General features: G+C 73.4%; 20 protein-coding genes, 1 pseudogene and 1 riboswitch. Of the genes and pseudogenes, 11 read left to right on the forward strand and 10 right to left on the reverse strand.

The window, feature by feature from the left end; all coding sequences use genetic code 11:
* Positions 1–7: 7 nt before the first annotated feature.
* Complete coding sequence (locus K1J50_RS12770) at positions 8–463, reverse strand: DUF411 domain-containing protein (RefSeq protein WP_255575252.1); 456 nt, start codon at positions 461–463, stop codon at positions 8–10.
* Between the two features lie 162 nt (positions 464–625).
* Here K1J50_RS12770 and K1J50_RS12775 point away from each other — a divergent pair, with 162 nt between their 5' ends.
* From K1J50_RS12775 to K1J50_RS12815, 9 genes are all read left to right on the forward strand, one after another.
* On the forward strand, positions 626–1,279 hold the full coding sequence (locus tag K1J50_RS12775; protein WP_255575249.1) for a cation transporter: 654 nt from the start codon (positions 626–628) through the stop codon (positions 1,277–1,279).
* A gap of 54 nt (positions 1,280–1,333) precedes the next feature.
* The gene (locus tag K1J50_RS12780; RefSeq protein ID WP_220118098.1) at positions 1,334–3,739 is read left to right on the forward strand and encodes a heavy metal translocating P-type ATPase; all 2,406 of its coding nucleotides are present in this window, start codon (positions 1,334–1,336) and stop codon (positions 3,737–3,739) included.
* Positions 3,739–4,068 carry an SHOCT domain-containing protein gene (locus tag K1J50_RS12785; protein ID WP_220118099.1) on the forward strand — a complete coding sequence of 110 codons (330 nt, stop codon included), beginning with the start codon at positions 3,739–3,741 and terminating at the stop codon, positions 4,066–4,068. Before K1J50_RS12780 ends, K1J50_RS12785 begins: the two co-directional genes overlap by 1 nt.
* A gap of 91 nt (positions 4,069–4,159) precedes the next feature.
* The gene (locus K1J50_RS12790; protein WP_220118100.1) at positions 4,160–4,606 is read left to right on the forward strand and encodes a DUF302 domain-containing protein; all 447 of its coding nucleotides are present in this window, start codon (positions 4,160–4,162) and stop codon (positions 4,604–4,606) included.
* A 10-nt stretch (positions 4,607–4,616) separates the two neighbouring features.
* On the forward strand, positions 4,617–5,198 hold the full coding sequence (locus tag K1J50_RS12795) for a Spy/CpxP family protein refolding chaperone (protein WP_220118101.1): 582 nt from the start codon (positions 4,617–4,619) through the stop codon (positions 5,196–5,198).
* Positions 5,199–5,238: 40 nt separating this feature from the next.
* Positions 5,239–5,961: a cytochrome c biogenesis CcdA family protein gene (locus tag K1J50_RS12800; protein WP_220118102.1), complete on the forward strand. Its 723-nt coding sequence runs from the start codon at positions 5,239–5,241 to the stop codon at positions 5,959–5,961.
* Complete coding sequence (gene lspA / locus K1J50_RS12805) at positions 5,958–6,500, forward strand: signal peptidase II (protein WP_255575250.1); 543 nt, start codon at positions 5,958–5,960, stop codon at positions 6,498–6,500. The genes K1J50_RS12800 and lspA overlap by 4 nt, the downstream gene beginning before the upstream one ends.
* 19 nt (positions 6,501–6,519) lie before the next feature.
* Entirely contained in the window at positions 6,520–6,993 is a 474-nt protein-coding gene (locus K1J50_RS12810) for a copper chaperone PCu(A)C (protein ID WP_220118104.1), read from the forward strand.
* 2 nt (positions 6,994–6,995) lie between these two features.
* Positions 6,996–7,616: an SCO family protein gene (locus K1J50_RS12815; protein ID WP_220118105.1), complete on the forward strand. Its 621-nt coding sequence runs from the start codon at positions 6,996–6,998 to the stop codon at positions 7,614–7,616.
* 6 nt (positions 7,617–7,622) lie between these two features.
* Here the strand turns inward: K1J50_RS12815 and K1J50_RS12820 are convergent, their stop codons facing one another.
* The 9 genes from K1J50_RS12820 to K1J50_RS12860 all read right to left on the reverse strand — a co-directional run bounded on the left by K1J50_RS12820 (position 7,623) and on the right by K1J50_RS12860 (position 18,956).
* The gene (locus K1J50_RS12820) at positions 7,623–9,452 is read right to left on the reverse strand and encodes a glycoside hydrolase family 55 protein (protein WP_220118106.1); all 1,830 of its coding nucleotides are present in this window, start codon (positions 9,450–9,452) and stop codon (positions 7,623–7,625) included.
* A gap of 12 nt (positions 9,453–9,464) precedes the next feature.
* On the reverse strand, positions 9,465–11,459 hold the full coding sequence (locus K1J50_RS12825; RefSeq protein ID WP_220118107.1) for a phage tail protein: 1,995 nt from the start codon (positions 11,457–11,459) through the stop codon (positions 9,465–9,467).
* 79 nt (positions 11,460–11,538) lie between these two features.
* Positions 11,539–11,892, reverse strand: coding sequence for a DUF6950 family protein (locus K1J50_RS12830; protein ID WP_220118108.1), 354 nt, complete (start codon positions 11,890–11,892; stop codon positions 11,539–11,541).
* A gap of 171 nt (positions 11,893–12,063) precedes the next feature.
* Positions 12,064–14,370, reverse strand: coding sequence for a 5-methyltetrahydropteroyltriglutamate--homocysteine S-methyltransferase (gene metE, locus K1J50_RS12835; RefSeq protein WP_220118109.1), 2,307 nt, complete (start codon positions 14,368–14,370; stop codon positions 12,064–12,066).
* Positions 14,371–14,435: 65 nt separating this feature from the next.
* A riboswitch (cobalamin riboswitch) is annotated at positions 14,436–14,657 on the reverse strand.
* Positions 14,658–14,838: 181 nt separating this feature from the next.
* On the reverse strand, positions 14,839–15,414 hold the full coding sequence (locus K1J50_RS12840) for a hypothetical protein (RefSeq protein ID WP_220118110.1): 576 nt from the start codon (positions 15,412–15,414) through the stop codon (positions 14,839–14,841).
* Entirely contained in the window at positions 15,415–16,101 is a 687-nt protein-coding gene (locus K1J50_RS12845; RefSeq protein ID WP_220118111.1) for a hypothetical protein, read from the reverse strand.
* A gap of 5 nt (positions 16,102–16,106) precedes the next feature.
* Positions 16,107–18,263: a tape measure protein gene (locus K1J50_RS12850; protein WP_220118112.1), complete on the reverse strand. Its 2,157-nt coding sequence runs from the start codon at positions 18,261–18,263 to the stop codon at positions 16,107–16,109.
* Between the two features lies 1 nt (position 18,264).
* The gene (locus K1J50_RS12855; protein WP_202614832.1) at positions 18,265–18,414 is read right to left on the reverse strand and encodes a hypothetical protein; all 150 of its coding nucleotides are present in this window, start codon (positions 18,412–18,414) and stop codon (positions 18,265–18,267) included.
* Between the two features lie 164 nt (positions 18,415–18,578).
* Complete coding sequence (locus K1J50_RS12860) at positions 18,579–18,956, reverse strand: hypothetical protein (protein ID WP_141854903.1); 378 nt, start codon at positions 18,954–18,956, stop codon at positions 18,579–18,581.
* A gap of 71 nt (positions 18,957–19,027) precedes the next feature.
* Between K1J50_RS12860 and K1J50_RS12865 the strand changes: the two are divergent.
* Both K1J50_RS12865 and K1J50_RS12870 read left to right on the forward strand, forming a co-directional pair.
* Positions 19,028–19,219, forward strand: a pseudogene (locus tag K1J50_RS12865) (type II toxin-antitoxin system ParD family antitoxin); the annotation flags it as partial.
* Between the two features lie 110 nt (positions 19,220–19,329).
* The coding region (locus K1J50_RS12870; RefSeq protein WP_220118113.1) for a type II toxin-antitoxin system RelE/ParE family toxin at positions 19,330–19,617 on the forward strand (288 nt) is incomplete at its 3' end.

A 19,617-nucleotide genomic window follows, 5' to 3' on the forward strand; every position in this document is an offset into this window, starting at 1 on the left:
GCCGGCCTCACGCCGGCCGGTCGCCGCGGGCCCGCGCGAAGGGCTCGCGCCGCCCGTCCGCCGCGAAGACGTAGACCGTGTAGGCGCGGGGCGCCGTGCCGGGCATTTCCATGCCCGGCGAGCCGATGGGCATGTCCGCCACCGCGATGCCGCGCCAATTCCCCGGTGCATCTAGGAACCGCCGGAGCGCGAAGGCGGGCACGTGCCCCTCCACGACGAGGCGCCCGTCGATGGTCATCCCCGTGTGGCACCCCGCCAGGTCTTCCGGGACCCCCGCGGCGCGACGCGCGGCGTCCAGGTCGGACGAGTCCTCGACGGTGACTGCAAAGCCGGCCGCGCGGAGGTGCTCCGCCCAACCCTCGCAGCAGCCACAGCCCGGGCTGCGCAGTACCCGCAGGGCTGTCGCGGCGCGCGCGGCGCACGGAAGAGGAATGCCGGCTGCAGCCGGGGCCAGGGCCAGCATGAGGGCGCGGCGGGGGAGGCGCAGGGGCAAGGGTGGTCTCCTCAAATTGCGTGGGAGCGGTCGGGCGGGCGCCCGGCAGACGCTCCTCTCGGGAGATAGGTGGGCTGGGTAAAACCTCTAGCGGCTGGAGATGCGTTCCATTTGGTAGCACGGATGGCGAGGATGTCGATGGCCGACGACGATGACGATCTGGACTACGCAGGGGCAAGCCCGGCCTACCGGCGCGCGCTCGGTTGGGTGGTCGCCCTGAACCTCGGTTATGGGGCCGCGGAGATCGTTGGCGGCCTGATGGCCGGCTCGCAGGCGCTCAAGGCCGACGCGCTCGACTTCCTCGGCGACGGTGCGATCACGCTGCTCGGCCTGCTCGCCATCGGGTGGGGGTTGGCACTGCGCGCGAAGGTCGCCTTCCTGCAGGGCCTGTTCCTCGCCGCGCTCGGCCTCGGGGTGCTGGCGACAACGGCGTACCGGGTGCTGGTGCAGCGCGTGCCGGAGGCAGAGGTGATGGGCCTGTTCGGCGCCGCGGCCCTGGTCGTGAACGTGGCCGCCGCTCTGATCCTGGCGCCGCACCGAAAGGGCGCAGGCGACGCCAACGCCCGGGCGGTCTGGTTGTTCAGCCGCAACGACGCGATTGGCAACCTGGCCGTGCTGGGCGCGGCGGGGCTGGTCGCCTGGACCGGCACGTCCTGGCCAGACCTCGCCGTCGCCGGCGTGGTGGCCGGGATCTTTCTGCACTCCGCTTGGCAGATCCTGCACGATGCCCGCCGCGACCTGCGCCGGGCCTCCACGGGAGGGGAAGGGCGAACCAAGGGGGGTTGAACCTCTAGTGGCTGGAAGTCCCATAACAGCGGACGACGGTCTTGGAGGTGTGGCATGGACGGCGGACGCGGTGCGGGTTCCCGGCTGGAATGGCGGGTGGAGGGCATGGACTGCCCGACCTGCGTCGGAAAGATCGAGCGGGCGGTCGGGCGCCTTACAGGCGTCTCCGAGCTCTCCGTGAACATGGCCAGCGAGCGGCTGAGCCTGTGCCTCGCCCCCGGCGGCGCGACGGCCGAGGAGGTCGAGCGCGCGGCCGCGGCCGTGGGCCACCCGGCGCGGCGCCTCGCCCCGGCGGCGGAGACCAGGGTGCTGGAATGGCGCGTCGAGGGCATGGACTGTCCGAGCTGCGTCGCCAAGATCGAGGCCGCCGTCGCGCACCTCCCCGGCGTCTCGGACGTCTCGGTGAACATGGTTGCCGAGCGCCTTCGGCTACGCCTCGCCCCCGGCGAGGCGACGGCTGAGGACGTAGAGCGCGCGGCTGCGGCCGTGGGCCATCGTGCGCGTCGGGTTGAGGCGCCGGCGGCGGAGGGCGTGGCAGGAAAGCAAGGCCCCTCCCGGCCGGCGGATCGGGACGACGACGGCGCGGCGCGGGCCTGGTGGGCGACGGGCAAGGCACGGCTGGTCTGGCTTCTCGGCGCGCTCGTCGCCGCTGCCTGGGTCGCGGCGCACCTTTTCCCGGCCGCGTCCTATCCTCTCTACCTCGGCGCCACGTTCGTCGCGCTGGTCCCGTTTGGTCGGCGCGCCTTCGCCCTCGCCCGCGTGGGCAATCCGTTCTCGATCGAGACGCTGATGGTGACCGCTGCGTTCGGCGCCGCTCTCATCGGCGCGGCCGAGGAGGCAGCGCTCGTCGTACTGCTCTTCGCGGTTGGTGAGCTGCTGGAGGGCATCGCGGCAGGACGCGCGCGGGCCGGCATCCGAGCGCTGGTCGCGCTGATGCCGCGCACGGCGCTGTGCCGCCTGCCAGACGGCACGACGGAGGAGGTGCCTGCGGAGCGGCTGGCGGTGGGCGACCTCGTCCTCGTCCGCCCCGGCGACCGCGTGCCGGCCGACGGCGTGGTGGTGGAAGGACAATCCGCCCTCGACGAGAGCCCGGTGACGGGCGAGAGCGTCCCCGTCACCCGCGGATCTGGTGACCCGGTGGTGGCCGGCAGCGTGAACGCGGAGGGCGCGCTAGTGATCCGCGTCACCGCCGCCGGCGAGGGTAGCACGCTCGCGCGCATCGCCCGCATGGTGGAGGAGGCCACGGCGACCCGCGGGCGCACGCAGCGCTTCATCGAGCGCTTCTCGGCCTGGTGGACGCCGGGCGCGATGGCCGTCTCGGCACTCGTCGTCCTCGTGCCACCCCTGCTCTTCGGCGGCGACTGGGGGACCTGGATCTACCGTGGCTTGGCGCTGCTGCTGGTGGCCTGCCCCTGCGCGCTGGTGATCTCGGTGCCCGCCGCCATGGCCTCTGGCCTCTCGGCCGGTGCCCGGCGCGGTCTGCTGGTGAAGGGCGGCGCGGCGCTGGAGGCGATCGGGCACGCGCGCACCGTCGCCTTCGACAAGACCGGCACCCTCACGGAGGGCAAGCCGCGCGTCACGGATGTGCTGCCCGTCGAGGGCGTGGCTGAGGCGGAGCTGCTGCGGCTCGCGGCGGCGGTGGAGGCTGGATCCTCCCATCCTCTCGCGCGCGCGGTCCTCGCCGAGGCCGCCGCCCGGAGCATCGCGCCCCCGCCAGCTCGTGCCGCAGCGGCGATCCCCGGCAAGGCAGTGGCGGCGAGCGTCGAGGGCCGCCGGATCGGCGTCGGGAGCCCTGCCTGGGCCGCGGAGGGCGGCGCGGCCTTGCCGCCGGCGCTGGACGCGGCGCGGGCCCGGCTGGAGGCGGAGGGCAAGACGGTCGCCGTCGTCACCGCCGACCGCGCCGCGCTCGGCCTCCTCGCGCTGCGCGACGAGCCCCGCGCGGATGCGGCGGAGGCCGTGGCCGCCCTGAAGCGCCTCGGCGTCGGCGCGGTGATGCTGACGGGCGACAACCTGCGCACCGGCGCCGCCATCGGCGGGGCGCTCGGCCTGGAGGTGAAGGCGGGCCTGCTGCCCGCCGACAAGCTGCGCGAGATCGCCGCCCTGAAGGAGCGCGGCCCGGTGGTGATGGTCGGCGACGGCATCAACGATGCCCCGGCGCTCGCCGCCGCGACCGCCGGCGTGGCGATGGGTGGCGGCACCGACGTGGCGCTGGAGGCGGCCGACGCCGCGCTTCTGCGCGAGCGCGTCTCGGGCGTCGCTGAGCTCGTGCAGCTCTCCCGTGCCACGCTGACGAACGTGAAGCAGAACGTGGCCGTCGCGGTCGGGCTGAAGCTTGTCTTCCTCGTCACGACCGTCACGGGAGTGACGGGGCTCTGGCCCGCGATCCTCGCCGACACGGGCGCGACCGTGCTCGTTACACTGAACGCGCTCCGCCTGCTCGCCTGGAGGCCCACACGATGATGCCGAAGAGAACTGCCCTTGCCGCGCCCCTGCTCGCCCTCGTCCCCGCCACGGCCCTGGCGCAGCCGATGGGGCCGGGTGGCGGCTGGGGCGACCGCCCCTGGATGATGATGCACGGCAGCTGGGGGTGGGGCTGCGGCCTTGCCTGGCTGGTCGCGTTGGGCGCGCTGGCCGCGCTCGCGGTGGTGCTGTTGCGCCGCCGCGGGGGCGGCGCGGCGGCCGGCCTGGCCGGCGCCGCCGTCGAGGCTCTCGACCTGCGCTACGCGCGCGGCGAGATCGAGCGCGACGAGTACGTCCGCCGCAAGGCCGACATTCTCGGCCGCGGCTGAGGCATCCCGCTCGCCGACCGGCGAGCGGGCCAACGCGGGGCGCAGGCCGTCACGAGCCACCGTCCCGGAGAGAAAACCAGGAGGCGCTGCCATGGCCTACCACTTCAGCACCACCGTCGAGGGCCCGATGGAGCGGGCCGTCGAGGCGACGACCGCGGCGCTCCAGCGCCACGGCTTCGGCGTGCTCACCGATATCGACGTGCGGGCGACGCTCAAGAAGAAGCTCGACGTGGACTTCCGCCCCTACCGCATCCTCGGCGCCTGCAACCCGCGGGTGGCGCACCGGGCGCTCCAGGCCGAGGACAAGATCGGCACCATGCTGCCCTGCAACGTCATCCTGCAGGAGCGCGAGGGTGGCCGCGTGGAGGTCTCCGCGGTGGACCCGGTGGCCTCGATGCGCGCCATCGAGAACCCGGCGCTCGCCGAGACGGCGGGGCAGGTGCGCGAGATGCTGCGCCAGGTCGTGGCGGAGCTCGGCGCGGCGGGGACGGCCTGCCCCGCGGCGGCGCGTTCACCCCAGGCCACGGTAAGGACATAAGGAGGAGAACATGACGATCTCACGGAAGGCGGCGCTCGGCGCCGCCGCGGCGGCCCTCATCGGTATCGGCACCGCCTGGGCGCAGACCGGCCAGCCCGGCGGTCAGGGCGGCCAGATGGGTCCTGGCATGATGGGCCCTGGAATGATGTCGCCTGGCATGATGGGGCAGGGAATGGGCCCCGGCATGATGGGCTGGGACCGCATGATGCCGATGATGCGCGGCGGCATGATGATGGGGCCTGGAATGATGATGGGCCCCGGCATGATGGGCCAGCACGTTGAGGGCCGTATCGCCTTCCTCCGCGCCGAGCTCGGCATCACCCCGGCGCAGGAGGCCCCGTGGAACGCCTTCGCTGAGGCGCTGCGGGCGAGCGCGCAGGCGATGGCCGACATGCACGGGCAGATGATGCCGATGATGCAGGGCGGGCCACCGGCGGTGCCGCTGCCGCAGCGGCTTGAGCTGCACGAGCGGATGATGGCTTCCCATCTCGAGGCGCTGCGCCGCGTCAGGGCCGCCGCCGGGCCGCTCTACGCGGCCCTCGACGACCGGCAGAAGCGGATCGCCGATACCCTGATGATGGGAATGATGTAGCGGCGATGGACGACTGCGTCGGCGTGTGGCGGGGGCGCGCGTGACCCTCGAAATCTCCTTATTCGGCCTGTTCCTCGCCTTCGGCGGGGGCATGGTCTCCTTCCTCTCGCCCTGCGTGCTGCCGCTGGTGCCGGGCTACGTCGCCTGGGTGGCGGGGACGGACCTCGCCACCGCGCGGGCGGAGCGCTGGCGGGCGCTCCGGCTCTCGCTCTTCTTCGTGCTCGGCTTCGGGCTCGTCTTCGTGGGCCTCGGGCTCGGCGCCACCGCTGTCGGCGTGCTGCTGCGGCAGTGGTCATACGAGCTGACGATCGCCGCCGGGCTGCTGATCGCGGCGATGGGCTTCGTGCAGATGGGGTTGCTGCGGCTGGCGCCATTGATGCGCGACCTGCGATTCCGCCCGCCGGCGGAGGGCGGCGGCCCCGCCTCGGCGACGCTGATCGGGATCGCCTTCGGATTCGGCTGGACGCCCTGCATCGGGCCGGTGCTGGCGGGCGTGCTCGCCGCCGCCGCGCTCACCCCGGGCGCCGGCGCGGGGCTGCTCGCGGCCTACGCGCTCGGCCTCGGCGTGCCCTTCCTGCTCGCCGCCTTCTATCTGCCGGCCGCGATGGCGCGGGCGCGCCGCCTCGGGCGGCTCGGCCGGGCGCTCCAGCTCGGCAGCGGGGCGGTGATGGTGGCCTTCGGCCTCGCGATCGCCACCGGGGAGCTGGGCCGCCTCGCCATCTGGTTCCTGGAGACCTTCCCGTGGCTGGCGCGGCTCGGATGACCGCGTCGCGCCCCCGCGGCCTCAGGCGCCTCGGCCTCCTCGCGGCGCTGGCCGCCGCCGTCACCGACCAGGCGACGAAGGCCTGGGCGCTCGCGGCGCTCTGGCCGCCCTACGGCGAGGGGGTCGCACTGCTGCCGGTGCTGAACCTGCGGCTCGGCTTCAACACCGGCGTGACCTTCGGGATGTTCCGCGAGAGCGCGGCCGACGCGGTCTGGGTGCTCGTCGCCGCGAAGCTGCTGGTCGTGGCCTTCCTCGCCCGCTGGCTGTGGCGGACCGCCTCGCGCGCCGAGGCGCTGGGGCTGGGCCTAGTGATCGGCGGCGCGGCCGGCAACATCCTCGACCGCGTGGCGCGGGGCGCGGTGACGGACTTCATCGACGCGCACTACGGCGGCTGGCACTGGCCGACCTTCAACATGGCGGACGTGGCGATCGTCTGCGGCGTCGCTACCCTCGTGCTCGGCGGCCTGCGCCGGAGCGAGGGAGCCGCCAGCCCTCCCGCCCGCCGAAACGCGGACACGCCCGCCGCGGGACCGCCCTGAAAGGACCGAGACCCTCACCATGCGGACCCTCCTGCGCAGCCTTGCGGCCCCGGCCCTAGCGCTCGCGGCCGTTATCCCCGCGGCGAACGCCCAGCAGGGTGACGTCGCCGTCTCCGCGGCCTGGACCCGCGCGGTCGGCACCACTGCGCCCACGGCGGCCGGCTACATGACGCTGCGCAACCGCGGCGCCGCCCCCGACCGCCTGGTCGGCGCGGAGACGCCAGCGGCGCGCTCGGTCGAGATCCACGAACAGCGGATGGAGGAGGGCGTGATGCGCATGCGCCCGCTCCCGGGCGGCGTCCCCCTGCCGCCTGGGGAGACCGTGACCCTCGGACCGGGCGGGACGCACCTGATGCTGGTGGGGCCAACGCGGGCCCTGGCGCGCGGCGAGTGGGTGCCGCTGACGCTGCGCTTCGAGCGCGCGGGCGAGGTCCGGGTGGAGCTCTCGGTCGAGGCGGCCGGCGCCCGGCAGCCGGCCCACGCGGGGCACTGACGGTGCTGCGCTGGATCCGCCGCGCCACATTGGGCGCGGTCGCCGTGCTCAGCTTCCTGGTGCTGGCGACCTCGGCCGGCTGGCTCGTCACCGACGGGCCGCTCGCCGGCCGCCAGGAGGTCGCGTCCGGGCCGGCGAGCCTGCCGATCGGCGGGCCCTTCAGCCTGACCGACCACCGCGGCCGCGCGGTGACCGAACGCGACTTCCGGGGCCGGCCGATGGCCGTGTTCTTCGGCTTCACCCACTGCCCGGACGTCTGCCCGACGACGCTCGGCGAGATGACCGCCCTCATCGAGGCGCTCGGCCCGGACGCCGACAGGTTGCACTGGCTGTTCGTCAGCGTGGATTGGGAGCGCGACACGCCGGAGGCGCTGGCCGGCTACCTGGAGGCATTCGATGCGCGCATCGTCGGGCTCTCGGGCAGCGAGCCGCAGGTGGCCGAGGCCGCGCGCTCCTTCCGGGTGTACTACCGCCGCGTGCCGCTGGAGGGCGGCGGCTACACGATGGACCACTCGGCAAGCGTCTTCCTGATCGACGGGGCGGGGCGCTTCGCGGGGACGATCGACAACAAGGAGAGCGAGGAAGTGGCGGTGCAAAAGCTGGGGATGCTCGTGGCTCGATGACGCCGGTCAGCCGATCCGGCGCTTCGTCACCCCCACCGACAGCGTCGCCGCCGCCAAATCGAACGTCGCTGCGGAGATATTCCGCGCCATCACTCGCACCGTGTTGTTCGACCACACCGCGGCGTCGAGCTCGATGAAGCGGGTGGAGGAGGCGAGCGCCGCCTGTGCCAGGTCCCCCTGCCGGCAGCCCGGCACGGAGATGTCCTGCAGCTGGGTCGCGCCCGGGGCCAGGTTCGGCAGGTCCCAGGACATCTCCGCGGCGAACTCCCGCTGACCTACCGGCAGCGCCGGGGTGCCGCAGAGGGAGGCCGGCACGTCCTCCGGCAGCCCGAAGAGCCGCAGCGCCTCGAGCTCGATCTGCCCATCGAAGCCGACGATGCCGATCTGGGCATAGGCGACGCTGGGCCCGAGGCGCACCGTCATGCGACGGTTCAGGGAGGCGTCGGCCATCACCGCGCCGCCGGTCCAGGCCTTGGAGGGGCTGTTCCACTGCATGGTGGTGAGCGAGGCAAGGACGTCGCCGGCGATGTTCTCCCGCACGGTCATCGCCGCATCGAAGCAGCGGACGAAGAGGCGTCCGCCATCGGCGCCGCCCACCAGCCAGTGGGCGAGCGCGAACTCCTTCGCCACCGAGGTGTCGACCACGAAGGCGAAGCCCTTCTGCGCATCCAACAGCAGTCCCCGGCTGGTGGCGATGATCCCGTCCAAGCCGTTGAAGGAGAGCCCGGCCAGGGTGGTGGCGCTGGTGGTCGAGGTGGCGACCGCGGCCAGGCCCTCCACCCCGATCTCGGTGGCGCTGTGCCGGAAGGCGGCGGCGCGCACATTCGGCACCGCAGCCACCAGGCGCGGCAGCCGCGACATCGGCGCACGGTGGCGGTTGTAGACCGCATTGCCGCAGCGGGTGGCCGTGGCCGTGTAGTCGATCCCGACCTGATAGGTGTTGGCCCAGGCGACCTCGTACTCGCAGTCCTGCGCCGCGCCGGTGTGCCGCGCCACGATCGGCGAGCAGGCCTCCATGCGCAGCGCCCGGCCGATGATCGCCGAGCCGTTGGTCTCGTTCAGGAAGGGGATGGCGACGTTGGGGTCGAGCTGGCGCAGCTCGAAGTTCGGCGCATCAAAGACGTGCCGGTTGTGGTTGTTGTAGGCGTCCGCCGATCCGCGGGAGAACCGCACCCCGTAGCGGTCGAGCGCCGGATTGATGCCGGTCGCCACCGCGAAGTGTCCGCCGTAGTAGCGGACCGAGGTGTTCCAGGCGGTCGCGGTGGCGCAGTGGACGTCGAGGCCGATCTTGTTGTTCAGGAAGCGCCCGAGGAAGAGGGTGGTATCCTCGAAGCCGCGGCCATCGCCAAGGGTGCGCAAACCGATGGCGAAGCCCTCGACCAGGCGGACATCGAGCACGCTGGCATCGAGGTTGCGGGCCAGGATGCCGATGTCGGCTTCGCTCGACCAGTCGGATTGGGTTTTCCGCCGCACCTGCAGGTGCATGTAGAGCTTCTCCCCGTTCCGCACCGTGCCGCCGTCGCCGAGGGCCAGCACTGTGGCCGGCGCCGTGCCGGTGTACTGGATGATGCCGCGCATGATCAGGCCGCGCGCGCCGCCGCCGAGCACCACGCCGGCGGAGACGTTCCAGGTGCCGGGTGGGATCAGCACGAACTTGCCGTCGGCCGCGGCGCGGTCGAAGGCCGCCTGGATGGCCGCGCGATCGTCGGCCACGCCGTCCCCGAGCCCGCCGAAATCGGCGGGCAGCACCATCTCTCGGTCGCGGAGGTATTTTCCGAGCTCGGTCTTGGAGATGTTCTGGTTCAGCACCAGCAGGTCGTCGATGCGGGCGGGCATGGCGCCTCCGGATCAGAGCGCGGTGGCGGAGACGGGGCCGGCGAGCGCCGAGACGTTCCCCTCCGCCGAGACGACGCGGAGCCAGTACCAGCGGGTCTGCCCAGCACTGAGGCCGGTGCGGTCGAAGAACAGGCTGGTCGGCTCGGCCGCGAGCTTGCTGGCGGCGGCCAGGCTGTTCGAGGCGGCCTCGAAGATCTGCAGGCGGACCGCGTCGGCGGGGAAGCTGCCGGAGAGCCGGACGCCGCCGGCGATGCCGGTCGCCGTCGGCGCCGAGACGGTGGCCGGCACCAGGGCCTCGCGCCAGCCGGAGACGGCGCCGCTGCGGGCCACAGCGCGCACCCGGAAGGCGGTTGGCTCGGCGGTGGGGATCGAGGCCGCGGTCGCGCCCTGCCCGGCCCCGTAGCCCTGCCAGGCGGCGACCGAGGCCGGCATGAACTCGACCTCGTAGTTCGCCAGGTGGGCGCTGGCCACGGCCGCCCAGGACACCGCCAGGGCGGCGAAGCTGGTGCCGGTGGGCGTGCCGACCGCGATGCTCGCCGGCGTGGCGATGCGCCCCGGGTTCGGCAGCACCACGGAGGGGCTCTCGCCGGTGGCGCGCTCGTCGACCGCTGGGTTCCAGTCCCACACCGCCGGGTCCTCCTCGGCCAAGGTCAGGTTCACTCCGCCGTCCGGCGCCAGCGACCAGCCGGTGACCCGGGCCGGGAACGGCGCCAGGCGGTCGAGCGCGACCGTCGCCCCTTCCCAGGGGCGCAGCCGCAGGGCGGCGAGGTTGGCCGGGAAGGCGACCTCGCGCTGGCGGCGATTGCGCTCCAGCTCGGCCTTCATGATCCGCTGGACGGTGCTGACCGAGGTGGTGAGCGGGAACTCCATGTCGCGCCAGATCGCCTCGCCCCCGTCCTCGGCGACATAGTTCGAAGCCAGCAGCGGCGGGGCGTCGGTCGGCTGCCAGTTGGCGGCCGGCTCGACATAGACCGCGCGCACCCCGTTGAAGAGGTCGCGCCGCGGCCGGCTGCCCTGGATCGTCACGTCGCCGCGCAGGTCGTCGCTGGTCAGCGTCGCCGCCGGCAGCGCGGGGGCGCCGGCGTGGATGAAGAACCGCCCGCCCGAGACCACCAGGGCGCCGGCCATGGCCGCGACCAGCTTGCGGGTGATGGCGATCTTGCCCTCGCCGAGCGAGACGCGGCCGTTCACCGTATAGCGCTTCTCGTGGACCCCACGACGGGTGCCGACCAGCTCGTCGCAGATGTTGGCCGCGGCGATCAGGGCGGGGATGTCGATGTCGGCCCAGGAGGCCCGCCAGCCGCAGGGCGCGGTCAGGTACCAGGCGAGGCAGAGGGCCGGGTTGTCGGACCACCCCACCTGGCCGGTGCGGGGATCAAGGATGGTATCCGCCCCCTCGACGATGGCGGCGATGTTCGGCGGGCCGGCGGGGAAGGCCTCGGCGGTGAGCTTCAGCCGGACCGCGACGTAGGCTCGGCCCCGGCCGCGGTGCGCGGCGGTCCACTGGCCGCCGGTCTCGGCGATCAGGTTGGCATCGGCCGCCTGGTCGGGCGCGCCGAGGTGGCGGTCGATGCGCACCAGCCCGGCGAAGGAGGCATCGGTCTCGGACTTATCGCCGAGCCAGACCTCGCCGATGGACCGCACGCTGTGCCCGGCCAGCACCACCACGGCGTAGAAGTAGCCGTCCTCCCGCCCCTGGTCGTCGGGAGCCGAGTGCAGGAAGACGATCGGCCCCGAGACCTTGCAGCGGCCGAAGACGATCTGGTGCTCGGTGATGGGCTGGCGGACGGACTGGGTGCGGCCGGCGCCGGGGGCGCTGGCGTTGAAGCCGGTGGTGGCCGGGGTGGTGGGGACGCTCGGCTTCCTGGCCGGGAAGATGGCGCCGCCGACCGCGGTGACGACCAGGGCAGCGCCGGCGCCGACCAGGGCGCCGAGGACGCCGCCGCCGACCGCAGCCGAGGCGACGCCGGAGGCCACGACGGCGATCAGCGGGACGGCGGCGGGCATGAGGACACCTCACGGCATCGCGGCAGGACGGGGGGGCAGGTCACGGAAGCGGATCAGCCGCGCTGCCGCGAGGGCTCCGTCAGCCGATCCTCCAGGCGGTGGTGCAAGTGGTGAGCGGCTGACGCACGAGGCCGCGTGGACCGACGAAGGCGGCGCGGCCGCCGTCCACCACCACGCCGAGCCGCTGTGGGTCGCCGGCGAGCACCACGTCGCCGGGCCGGGCGAAGGCGGGTGGAAGGCGCGGGAAGCCGGCGCTGTCGGCCGTGGCCTCGAGGTCGGGCAGGATGCGGAGCCGCGGCCTGGTGCCGGTGACCGCCTCGATCGCGGCCAGGGCGAAGCGGCCGCAGTTCCAGGCGTGGGCGTCGAACGGGCGCGCCTCGGCGGCCGCCAGCAGGGCTGCCAGCCGGCCAGGCCAGTCCGGGCGGCGGGGCATCATACCAATCGCCCTAACGGAGGCTGCTCAGGGCGGGAAGCGGATGGTCAGCGTAGTGTGAGCGTGCGCGCTCGGGACCGAAACGCTGGCAGGTTGGGGAGCAAACGCCACGCGTCCTGGCGCGGCTGCTGCGCGTCCGGGAGGGGCCGGCACCGGCCCCTCCCAAACCCGTCACACCGCCCTGGCGCGGAGCTGACGTGCCGCGGCAACCAAGTTCGCCATGGCCGGCTTCACCTCCGCCCAGCCGCGCGTCTTGCAGCCGCAGTCGGGGTTCAGCCAGAGCCGGCGGCGCGGAATGCGCTCCGCCGCCCGGGCCGCCAGCCGCGCCATCTCCTCGGCCGATGGCACACGTGGCGAGTGGATGTCCCACACGCCCGGCCCGATCTCGTTTGGGTAGTCGAACACCGCGAAGGCATCGAGCAGTTCCATGTTGCTGCGCGCCGTCTCGATCGAGATCACGTCGGCGTCCATCGCCGCGATGCTCTCGATGATGTCGTTGAACTCGGAATAGCACATGTGGGTGTGGATCTGCGTCTCGTCCCGCACCGGGCTCGCCGAGAGGCGGAAGCAGGCGACCGCCCAGCGGAGATAGTCGTCACGGTCTGCCTTGCGCAGCGGCAGGCCTTCGCGGAACGCTGGCTCGTCGATCTGCACGATCGGGATACCGGCGGCTTCCAGGTCCGCCACCTCGTCGCGGATGGCGAGCGCGATCTGGCGGCAGACCGTCTCGCGCGGGATGTCGGTGCGCACAAAGGACCATTGCAGCATGGTCACGGGCCCTGTCAGCATTCCCTTCATCGGCTTGTCGGTGAGCGACTGCGCGTAGGCCGACCAGCGCACCGTCATCGGCTTGGGTCGCGAGACATCAGCCCAGATGATGGGCGGAGCGACGCAGCGGCTGCCGTAGCTCTGCACCCAGCCATGCTTGGTGAAGGCATAGCCGGCAAGCTGCTCGCCGAAATACTTCACCATGTCGTTGCGCTCGAACTCGCCATGGACGAGCACGTCCACGCCGATCTCCTCCTGCCAGCGCACGGCCTCGGCGATCATGCGCTCCATCTCCGCGTCGTAGCCCGTCTTGTCCAGCTCGCCGCGGGCGAGGCGCGCGCGCAGGCTCCGCACCTCGGCGGTCTGCGGCCAGGAGCCGATCGAAGTGACAGGCAACTCCGGTAGGCCGAGCCGAGCCGCCTGCGCCGCCGCCCGCGAAGGATAGGAGCTCGTGCGCCGCTCCATCTCTGGCGTCACCGCGGCGAGCCGCGCGGCCAAGCCCGGGTCGTGCAGCCGCTCATCGGCGCGCGCCTCCGCGAGGGCTCGGTCGCTCTCCTCGAGGGCGGCGGCGACGGCCTTTTCGCCCTCGTCCACGGCGCGGGCGAGGACCGCGACCTCCTTCAGCTTTTCGTTGGCGAAGGCGAGACGGCGCTTCAGCGCGGGGTCGAGCGCGGTCTCCATCGCCAGGCTGTGCGGCACGTGCAGCAGCGAGCAGGAGGGCGCAACCATCAGCCGCTTGCCGAAGCCAGCCGCTTCCGCCGCGCGGAGCTGCGCGAGGGCGGCGCGCAGGTCGGTGCGCCAGACATTGCGCCCATCCACCACACCGAGCGAAAGCCAGCGGTCGCGCGGCAGCGCCTCCAGCACGGCCGGGAGCTGTCCCGGCGCTCGGACCAAGTCCACATGCAGGCCGGCGACTGGCAGAGAGGCGGCGAGTTGCAGATTATCGCGCAGTCCCTCGAAGTAGGTCGTCAGCAGCAGGTTCAGTCCTGGCGCAGCTTCAGCCAGGGCGCGGAAGGCGGTGCGGTAGGCGTCCTCGGCACCCGAGGGCAGGTCGGTGACCAGGCAGGGCTCGTCCACCTGCACCCAGACGGCGCCTGCCTCGGCCAGGAAGCGCAGCGCATCCGCATAGGCCGGCAGCATCGCCGGCAGCAGGTCGAGCGGTCGCGTGCCGTCCTCGGTTTTGGACAGAAGCAGCAGCGAGATGGGGCCGAGAAGCACCGGGCGTGTGCGCGTGCCGTGCTGCAACCCTTCGCGCAGGGCGCGGGTCCAGCGGTCGTCGAGCAGCCGCGGTCGCATGGCGGCCGAGAGGCGCGGGACCACGTAGTGATAGTTGGTGTCGAACCACTTGGTCATCTCGAGAGCCACGGCATCGCCTGGGATGCCGGCCGCGCGCTCCGCCGCGCGGCCGCGCGCAAGAGCGAACATGGTGGCGAGCGATACCGGCCCCTCACCGGACCAGCCGTAGCCGGGCGGCACCAGGCCGAAGGCGCAGACCGTCTCCAGCACGTGGTCGTAGAGGGCGAAGTCGGCCGAAGGGACATGGCTGATCCCGCTGCCCTGCTGGACGGCGCGGGCGCCGGCCCGCAACGCGGCGGCAGTAGATTGCAACTCGGCCTCGCCGAGCTTGCCGGCCCAGAAGGCTTCAAGGGCGGTCTTGAGTTCGCGCTTCGGCCCGATACGCGGGTAGCCGAGATTGGCGGCGATCGTCATCGCAGTCGGTCTCCGTCGCCCGGTGCACCCAGCCCGGCCGTGAGGGTGGCGCGCCCCCGGATGGCCCGGGATGCACGGCGTGGGCAGGTCTCCTGGCTTGCGGGTGCCGGGCTTTCGCCCTTCGCCTCCGGCCCTGCCTTCCCGCTTGCGCAGTGGCGCCCCCGATTGGGGCACAGGCCGGCGGCTTCCCGCCAACAGTTGCTGGGGCAGCAGCCGACTTGGAGCGAAGCCCCGCACGGCCTTCCCTTTTCACCCGCTCGCGCGGGACCCACGTGGCATAAACATATCTTTATAAGGGGGTTTGCTCAAGCTCAGCCGCACCTTTGTGCCCGTTCGGGCCGCGACTTCCCCGCTACGGCGGCGAGTTCAGTCGACTCATCGACGCTCCGGCAGACCGCGTTGAGGAGCCGTAACGAAAAAATGGGGAGAGGCTGCTCCGGATCGCAACCGGCCGATCCGGGCGACGCGTCACCGCGCCGGCAGCTTGATCTCGGCCTCCTGCAGGGCGGGGACGAACTCGAAGAAGCGGTCGCCCGGATACTCGGCCTGCTGGTCGGCATCGGTGTAGCGGCGCACCTCGGCGCGCTCGAGGTCGACGAGGCGGCTCTCGCAGGTGAGCGCGACGCGCGGCTCGGCCCCGTCCACCACCTCCATGGTGTCCATCAGCCCGGCCCAGAGCGGGAACGGGTCGGCGACGAAGGCGCCCTCGGCATCGAGCAGCGCGCCCCAGAGCCGGGCCGGGCGGAGGCGGAAGCCGCGCTCCGCGAGGGCGATATCCACCACCTCCTGCGGCACCGGCGAGAGCGCCAGGGTGAGGCGCACGGCGCGCAGCTCGACCGTCTCCTCGACCTCGGAGATGGCGCCGATCGCGCCCATCCCCTCGAAGACCATGCCGGCCCAGGAGAGCGGCCCGAGCCCGGTCCAGGCGCGGAAGGGACCGGAGGCGAAGTCGAGCTCGACCAGCACGACGGGGGCGGCGGTCCGGGCGGTGGCGGCCGCGGCGGCGTGCGGGTGCAGGCGCGGCGTGGCGGTGATGCCGTCCATCTACAGGGCCTCCTCCAGGCGGATGCTGATCGATGTGAAGCGGCCGGGGCGGGTTGGATTGGCCGCCTCGTCGTCGGAGACGAGCCGCATCGGCACGGTCGGCTTCGTCAGCACCAGGGGCTCGGCGATCGACGCCGCGGCGCGCAGCGGTGGGGCGATCGGGATGGTGGCGGTCCCCGCGCCGGAGGCGGTCACCGCCTCGGTGGCCATGTAGAGCCGCCCGCCAAGGCCGAGGTAGTCGCCGGCGGCCATGGCGAGCGCATTCGGCCACCAGCCCTGGGTCTGGATGGCGAGTGCGCCGCGCGCGGCGCCGGCCGCGAGCGACGGATTGCCGGAGCCGACCACCAGGCCGGTGCCGTCGGTGAAGAGCGTGGCGTCGGAGAAGGAATACGGACCGGCGGGCACCTGGCCCTGGCTGCGGGGATCGCCGGTGCGGTACTCCCGCCGCCAGTCCCAGATCCGCACCGTGTTCAGCGAGCCGGCGAGCGCCGCCAACAGGCCCTCCAGCAGCCCGGCGCGGGCCGGGCTCAGCGGGTCGAAGCTCGCCTCCGCCACCCAGCGTGCGCCCTCGCGCCGCAGCACCTGGGTCGCGCGGGTGACCGGCGAGACGAAGCGGGTGGTGTTGTGCTGCAGGTAGAAGACCAGCCGCGAGGGGCGCAGCACCTCCGGCCAGGCGTACTCGACCATCGCCGCTACCCCCGCACCGTCTCGTAGGCCGCGCCGCCGCGGCGGATGGCGTCCAGCGTCATGGCCGAGGCCTGGCGGGCGATCTGCCCGGCCAGCAGCCGCAGCCGCGCCTCGACGCCGGCATCGGCCCCGCGGGCGTCGATCGCGATGGAGGTGTTGATGGTGGTGCCGCCCGGCGCCACGCCGTTCGGCAGCACCACGCCCGACTGGCGAGGGACGAACCACTCCGGCCCGCGCTCGCCGACGATGTAGGGCTGCCCGGCGGTGACCGGGCCGCCCTCGGCGCGGAACAGTCCGCCAAGCCAGGAACCGATGCCGCTGAACATGCTGTCGAAGGAGAAGCCGGAGAGCGCGGAGGACACGGCGTTACCGAGCGGCTCGGTGATGGTCTTGCGGGCGATGATCCGGGTGATGTCCTGCAGCAGGCCCTGCAGGACCTTGGACAGCTTCTCACCCTTGACCACCGCATCCTCGAAGGCGCTGCTGAAGCTGAGCCCGAGCTCGCGCACCGTCTCGGAGGTCCGCTCGGCGCCCTCCGCGACCCGCCGCTCGGCCCGCTCGAGGTCCTCCAGGGCCCGCTCCGCCTCGCGCTGGATGGTGGCGTCGGGAACCGGACGGCCGATGCGCTCGGACCGGACCACCAGGTCGGAGAGCCGCGCCATCCGGCGCTGGTAGCGCTCATAGGCGGTCTCATTGTCCTGGATCAGCCGCTCGCGCTCGCGCAGCACCTCGTTCACCTCGCGCTCGGCGTCGCGGTTGTCGCGCTGCGCGGCGGCGACGCGGCGGACGGTGCCTTCGAGGCGGCGCAGCGCCTCGTCGCGCTCGCGGGTGGCGAGTGTCTCCAGGCGCTGGCGCTCGGCGGCGTCGATGGCGCCCGCAGCCTCGGCCTCGCGCAGGCGGCGGACGCGCTCCTCGTATTCCCGGTTGATCCGGAAACGGTCGTCGAGGTCGCGGGTGAGCTCCTGCGCCTCCTGCGCCGCCCGGCGCCGGCGGGCATCGGCCGCGGCCTGACCGGCGCGCTCCTGCTCCTCCAGGCGGCGGTTGAGCGACTCCCGCTCGGCGGCGTCGATCTCGGCGAGGATGCCGAAATAGCTGCGGCGGAGTTCCTCGAGGCGCTGGGAGCGATCGACGCCGGCCTGCTGCTCGGCAACGCCGACCAGGCCGGGGCGGAGGCTGCCGCGGCGGACCGGGGCGCGCAGGCTGGCGCGGCCGTCCTGCTCGCTCTCCAGCCGGCCGATCTGCGCCGACAGCGCCTCCGCCTGGCGGCGCAGGCCGGCGAGGCGCTCCTCCTCGCTGCGCAGGCCGGCGCCCTGGCGGACGCTGTCCACCGCGCGCGCCGCGGCCGAGAGGGCGCGGGCCAGCGCTATGGACAGGCCGATGGCGCGGTCGAGCTGGCCGAGGAAGCCCTCGGTCGCCGCCGTCAGCTGCCCGAAGGCGCGGCCGAGCGAAAGCGGCGCCTTGTCGAGCTCGGCGCCGAGCCGCTCGGTGGCGCGCAGCAGCGCCGGGAACACCCGCTCGGCGGTGAGCTTGCCCTCGGAGCCGAGTTTGCGCAGTTCGCCGATGGAGACGCCGAGCTCGCGCGCGAGACCCTCGGCCAGCAGCGGCATGGCCTCGAGGATCGAGCGCAGCTCGTCGCCCTGCAGCACGCCCGAGGCCAGCGCCTGGGCGAGCTGGAGGGTGGCGGAGGAGATCTCCTGGGTGGAGGCGCCGGAGACGATGGCCACCCGCTGCAGCCCGCCGACGAGGCGCACCACCTGGTCGGAGGTGGCGCCGATCTCGCGCGCGGCGATCGAGAAGCGCTGGAAGGCGTCGACGCTCTCGGAGACGGCGACGCCGGTGGAGAGGGCGTTGCGGTAGAGGGCCTCGTAGACCTGCCCGGCGCGCGCGACCGAGCCGGTGGCGTTCTGAAGCCGGGAGAGGCCCTGGGTCAGCGTGTCGCCGGCCTGGACCAGGGCGCGGGCGGCGACGGCCACGCCGGCGATCTGGCTGCCGCGGATGGCGAGGTCGAGCAGTTCGAGCGAGCGCGAGGCCCGCTCGGCGCCGCCCTTGATCTGGTCGAGGGAGCGCTGGCCGGCCTCGCCGACCTCGCGCAGCCCCGCCTTGACCCGGGCGGCGTCGTCCAGCGACAGGCGGACCGAGACGCGGCGGGTGGCGTCGGCCATGTCAGGTGGTCTCCCCCTCGCGGCGGGCGGTGGCGCCCTCGGCCATGCCGATGCGGATGGCAAGCAGCAGTTCGGCGGCGGCCCAGCCGGACGCGCCGAGGTCGCGCGCGGCGGCGAGCGCGCCGCCGATATCGAGGCTCAGCCCGCCCATCGTGGCCTCGGCGCAGGCCGTTCCTGCGGCCCATACGGCGGCGCCCTCGACGCTCGCGGGGGCGTGGGCGGCGTAGGGGCAAAGGGCGCCACAGTCGCGCCCAAGGGCCGCGCAACCGCGGCAGTATTCGGACCCGCGCCCGAAGTGCCAGGCGGCGCGGGCCCTTAGCCGTTTCCCTCGGCGGCCACCGCGGCGACCGGCGCGGTGGCGCGATCCCAGAAGGCGGCGGCGATGTCGTCGAGGTCCATCAGCCGCTCCACCGCCTCGGGCGAGAGCGGCAGCGGCTTGCCGGCGGCGTCGCCCACGCCCTCCCAGGCGGTGACGGCGTGGCGGGCCAGCGCCTTGACGAGGAAGGCGAAGGACAGGCCGCGCGCCATGTCGGGGTCGAGGTCCGGATCGGCGATGCGGATCGCGGCCAGCCGGCGCGAAGCGGCGGCCTGGGCTGCGGCCATCACGGCCGTGGTCACCGGCCGGATCTCGACGCGCACGCCGCGCGGCAGGTCGAGCCAGTACGGCTCGATGGGGAGGTCGAGGGTGAGCATGGGCGGTCTCCGGACTTGAAGTGGGCAGCCGCCATGTCAAAGTCTGACATGAAGAGGGACAGGAGGGCGGGATGCCGAATGTCAGCCTGACGCCGGAGCTCGAAGGCTTCGCCGAAGCCTGTGTCGCCTCGGGCCGTTACGGCAACGTCAGCGAAGTGATGCGCGCCGCGCTGCGGCTGCTGCAGGCGCAGGAGGAGAAGCGCGCGGCCTTCGTGCGCATGCTCGAGGCGGCGGAGCGCGAGGCCGACGAGACCGGGTGGTTCGAGGTCGAGCAGGTCGCGGAGGAGATGGACGCGATCATCGCCGAGGCGGAAGCCAGGCGGGCGCGGGACAGGCCCGCTGAGCCCGACCGGCAGCCTTCGGGCAACGCCCGATGGGCGGTAAGCGCCCGGCGATCCTCTCGGCGCAGGCGCGTCGTGACCTTGCCGAGGCGGCGGCGTTCATCGCCACCGACAATCCCGCCGCGGCCCGCCGCCTGCGCGAGCAGGTCGTTGCGGCTGCCGTCCGGATCGGGGCCTATCCGCGGATCGGGGTCGTCCGCCCCGCCCTGGCGCCCGAGGAGGTGCGCTTCCTGGTCGTCCCGGACTTCCCCTACGTGATCGTCTATCGGGCGACGGCGACGCCGCCGCGCATCCTGCGGGTCCTGCATGGCGCGCGCGAC

Source organism: Caldovatus aquaticus (assembly GCF_019458025.1).
GTDB classification, from domain to species: domain Bacteria; phylum Pseudomonadota; class Alphaproteobacteria; order Acetobacterales; family Acetobacteraceae; genus Caldovatus; species Caldovatus aquaticus.

Bases quoted from the DNA above. Each gene is read 5' to 3' on its own strand.
- K1J50_RS12770 (WP_255575252.1), bottom strand. From the start codon at position 463: ATGCTGGCCCTGGCCCCGGCTGCAGCCGGCATTCCTCTTCCGTGCGCC.
- K1J50_RS12775 (WP_255575249.1), top strand. From the start codon at position 626: ATGTCGATGGCCGACGACGATGACGATCTGGACTACGCAGGGGCAAGC.
- K1J50_RS12780 (WP_220118098.1), top strand. From the start codon at position 1,334: ATGGACGGCGGACGCGGTGCGGGTTCCCGGCTGGAATGGCGGGTGGAG.
- K1J50_RS12785 (WP_220118099.1), top strand. From the start codon at position 3,739: ATGCCGAAGAGAACTGCCCTTGCCGCGCCCCTGCTCGCCCTCGTCCCC.
- K1J50_RS12790 (WP_220118100.1), top strand. From the start codon at position 4,160: ATGGCCTACCACTTCAGCACCACCGTCGAGGGCCCGATGGAGCGGGCC.
- K1J50_RS12795 (WP_220118101.1), top strand. From the start codon at position 4,617: ATGACGATCTCACGGAAGGCGGCGCTCGGCGCCGCCGCGGCGGCCCTC.
- lspA (WP_255575250.1), top strand. From the start codon at position 5,958: ATGACCGCGTCGCGCCCCCGCGGCCTCAGGCGCCTCGGCCTCCTCGCG.
- K1J50_RS12810 (WP_220118104.1), top strand. From the start codon at position 6,520: ATGCGGACCCTCCTGCGCAGCCTTGCGGCCCCGGCCCTAGCGCTCGCG.
- K1J50_RS12820 (WP_220118106.1), bottom strand. From the start codon at position 9,452: ATGCCCGCCCGCATCGACGACCTGCTGGTGCTGAACCAGAACATCTCC.
- K1J50_RS12825 (WP_220118107.1), bottom strand. From the start codon at position 11,459: ATGCCCGCCGCCGTCCCGCTGATCGCCGTCGTGGCCTCCGGCGTCGCC.
- K1J50_RS12830 (WP_220118108.1), bottom strand. From the start codon at position 11,892: ATGCCCCGCCGCCCGGACTGGCCTGGCCGGCTGGCAGCCCTGCTGGCG.
- metE (WP_220118109.1), bottom strand. From the start codon at position 14,370: ATGACGATCGCCGCCAATCTCGGCTACCCGCGTATCGGGCCGAAGCGC.
- K1J50_RS12840 (WP_220118110.1), bottom strand. From the start codon at position 15,414: ATGGACGGCATCACCGCCACGCCGCGCCTGCACCCGCACGCCGCCGCG.
- K1J50_RS12845 (WP_220118111.1), bottom strand. From the start codon at position 16,101: ATGGTCGAGTACGCCTGGCCGGAGGTGCTGCGCCCCTCGCGGCTGGTC.
- K1J50_RS12850 (WP_220118112.1), bottom strand. From the start codon at position 18,263: ATGGCCGACGCCACCCGCCGCGTCTCGGTCCGCCTGTCGCTGGACGAC.
- K1J50_RS12855 (WP_202614832.1), bottom strand. From the start codon at position 18,414: ATGGGCGGGCTGAGCCTCGATATCGGCGGCGCGCTCGCCGCCGCGCGC.
- K1J50_RS12860 (WP_141854903.1), bottom strand. From the start codon at position 18,956: ATGCTCACCCTCGACCTCCCCATCGAGCCGTACTGGCTCGACCTGCCG.